General features: G+C 44.8%; 3 protein-coding genes, 1 tRNA gene and 1 pseudogene. 1 reads left to right on the top strand and 4 read right to left on the bottom strand.

Annotation, left to right across the window (positions count from 1 at the left end):
• Window positions 1-11 precede the first annotated feature (11 nt).
• A tRNA-Ser gene (locus RMO35_RS19810) sits at window positions 12-96 on the top strand.
• An 80-nt stretch (window positions 97-176) separates the two neighbouring features.
• Here RMO35_RS19810 and RMO35_RS19805 read toward each other — a convergent pair.
• From RMO35_RS19805 to RMO35_RS19790, 4 genes and pseudogenes are all read right to left on the bottom strand, one after another.
• Entirely contained in the window at window positions 177-881 is a 705-nt protein-coding gene (locus tag RMO35_RS19805) for a helix-hairpin-helix domain-containing protein (protein WP_309743462.1), read from the bottom strand.
• Window positions 882-922: 41 nt separating this feature from the next.
• The gene (locus RMO35_RS19800) at window positions 923-1,294 is read right to left on the bottom strand and encodes an NINE protein (protein ID WP_309743460.1); all 372 of its coding nucleotides are present in this window, start codon (window positions 1,292-1,294) and stop codon (window positions 923-925) included.
• A 34-nt stretch (window positions 1,295-1,328) separates the two neighbouring features.
• Window positions 1,329-1,538: a hypothetical protein gene (locus tag RMO35_RS19795; RefSeq protein WP_309743457.1), complete on the bottom strand. Its 210-nt coding sequence runs from the start codon at window positions 1,536-1,538 to the stop codon at window positions 1,329-1,331.
• A gap of 75 nt (window positions 1,539-1,613) precedes the next feature.
• Window positions 1,614-2,045, bottom strand: a pseudogene (locus tag RMO35_RS19790) (hypothetical protein); the annotation flags it as partial.

Genomic DNA, 2,045 nt, shown 5'->3' with positions numbered 1-2,045 from the left:
AAACTTGTGTTGGAGAAGTGGCCGAGTGGTCGAAGGCGCAGCACTGGAAATGCTGTGTAGGGCAACTTACCGTGGGTTCGAATCCCACCTTCTCCGTAACTAGTAAAAAAGCCTCAGCCTATTCGGGTTGGGGCTTTTTTGAATTCTAGCGTCGCCAACTGCGATCGGGAAGTAGTCTAGATCAGATGTTTGTAAAGCGAGATCGGCACCCCAGTCCGCCGCTGGACTTCCACGAGCGATCGATAGGCACCACGCGATTGACGTTCGCTACAGATGGCTGTAGCACTAGCGCGATCGAGTCCCAGTTCGACTAATTCGGACATTGGGAGGACATTTAATCTTTGCCAGTCAGTAGGATTATCGGACTTTTCATAATAGTTAAACATGATCATCGGCTCGATCGCCGCACAGAACTTTTCGGGCACATCGGCAAGTTCGCTGAGTTCTTCAAGATGGGTAAACACAAACCCTTGAGACTTAATTAGTTCGATATTATTAGCATAGACAATCGGTAATCCCAAGACATGCACTAGATCGTCTTTCGAGCATTTATTGACATCGACGCAACCGCGAATACTGGCAATTAATGCTGCCGTCCGTCGATCGGATGGTAAAATCGTCCCCCGAGGCGCACTTTTAATCAGATAGGGATCTTTGATGCTCATCGCAATCCCAAATTGAATCGGCACAGCCAAATATACCAGCCAGGATTGACCTGCAAATGCGGCAAGTAAGACGATCGCACTTATGCCGCCACCTATTTGCATCCACTTGCCTGTCTTTGTCAAGTAACCAGCATAAGCGATCGGCACAGCGCCAAATACCGGACATAGCGACCACCAAATCCAATTAGGAATTCTTTTTAATGCGGCACTAGACATAATTTTTGTGATTAATTATTAATTATCAATTATTAATTATCTTAAATATCATCTAACATCTTCCGCCGCTTGACTTCATATTCCTCTGCTGTAATAATGCCATCTTCATACAACTTTTTCAGGTCGTACAGAGTCGAAGTAGCCTCTTGTCTCGATCGAGCAGATCCAATTGGATAACGCGAACTCTGTGCGAGTAAATTTGGGTCTTCAGCATAATTAAATCGCGCATCGAATTCCCGATCGGACATAAAGCACAATCCTAAGAACTCAAAAAAGGAAATCAACCCTGGGATAAAAGTCCAGCAGAACACTAAATATAGTATCCCTAATACTGGATTACCCAAATAGAATTTATGAACTCCAAAAGAGCCGCCAAAGAAACAAATTAAGATTGCTGCCGTACGATTCCTCATCAGTGATTTGCTCCGTAGATAAGACAGTAATTGCCTATAGATGCTGACGATTTCTCGATTTTAGCCAACCCATGAGCAAATAGATCCCAACTGTGCCCAATTGTGCGGCAAGTAAGACTAAATAGACTGAAAAAAATTGGTTGAGATGGGCGCTAGATACCCAAGCAAACAAGCTCGTTCCCAGCAGTGTATAGGGTAATAACTGCCAAGTCGATCTAGCCAACGGTAGGGGACGTTTTGCCATATAACTTCTATTTTGTCAGTCCTGTCTGAGGCTGTCAACGGCAAAATGTGCAATCTAATTACACTCTAACGCACCTTATTTAGGCGCGACGCTAATTTTGCCATCGGGTTGAAATGTAACTTTATATTGAGCGAGTGGTTCTTGGGAAATTGCTGCTTGAGGATTGAATTTGGCTAATTTTGGCAGCGGTGTTTTGGTTTCATTTTCATAAGCGCGGCGATCGTCGGGGGCATAATCAGCAATATCACCAGTAGCAGTGACGGCAACCCGATAGTTGAGATTTTGAGAATCGATCGGTTTGGTGCTAGTTAGGGACTGCTGAAGTTTCGATTTGAGTTGGGTGGCTAGGGTTGTCTGCAATTTGGTGTCGCTAATTGGTTTGCCTAAATCCGCACCTGCAACGGGAGTGGTTGCTGCGATCTCGATTGTCCCTGTCGGATTGAATACGACGTTAAAATTACCGATCGCTTGATTGGGATTGGGATTTTTGATGGCGAGTTTGGGTAG

It is taken from the genome of Chamaesiphon sp. OTE_20_metabat_361 (genome assembly GCF_031364565.1).
The sequence above is the reverse complement of the archived record's forward strand: the minus strand, read 5'-3'. Positions and strand labels throughout refer to the sequence as shown.

Bases quoted from the DNA above. Each gene is read 5' to 3' on its own strand.
- RMO35_RS19805 (WP_309743462.1), bottom strand. From the start codon at position 881: ATGTCTAGTGCCGCATTAAAAAGAATTCCTAATTGGATTTGGTGGTCG.
- RMO35_RS19795 (WP_309743457.1), bottom strand. From the start codon at position 1,538: ATGGCAAAACGTCCCCTACCGTTGGCTAGATCGACTTGGCAGTTATTA.
- RMO35_RS19800 (WP_309743460.1), bottom strand. From the start codon at position 1,294: ATGAGGAATCGTACGGCAGCAATCTTAATTTGTTTCTTTGGCGGCTCT.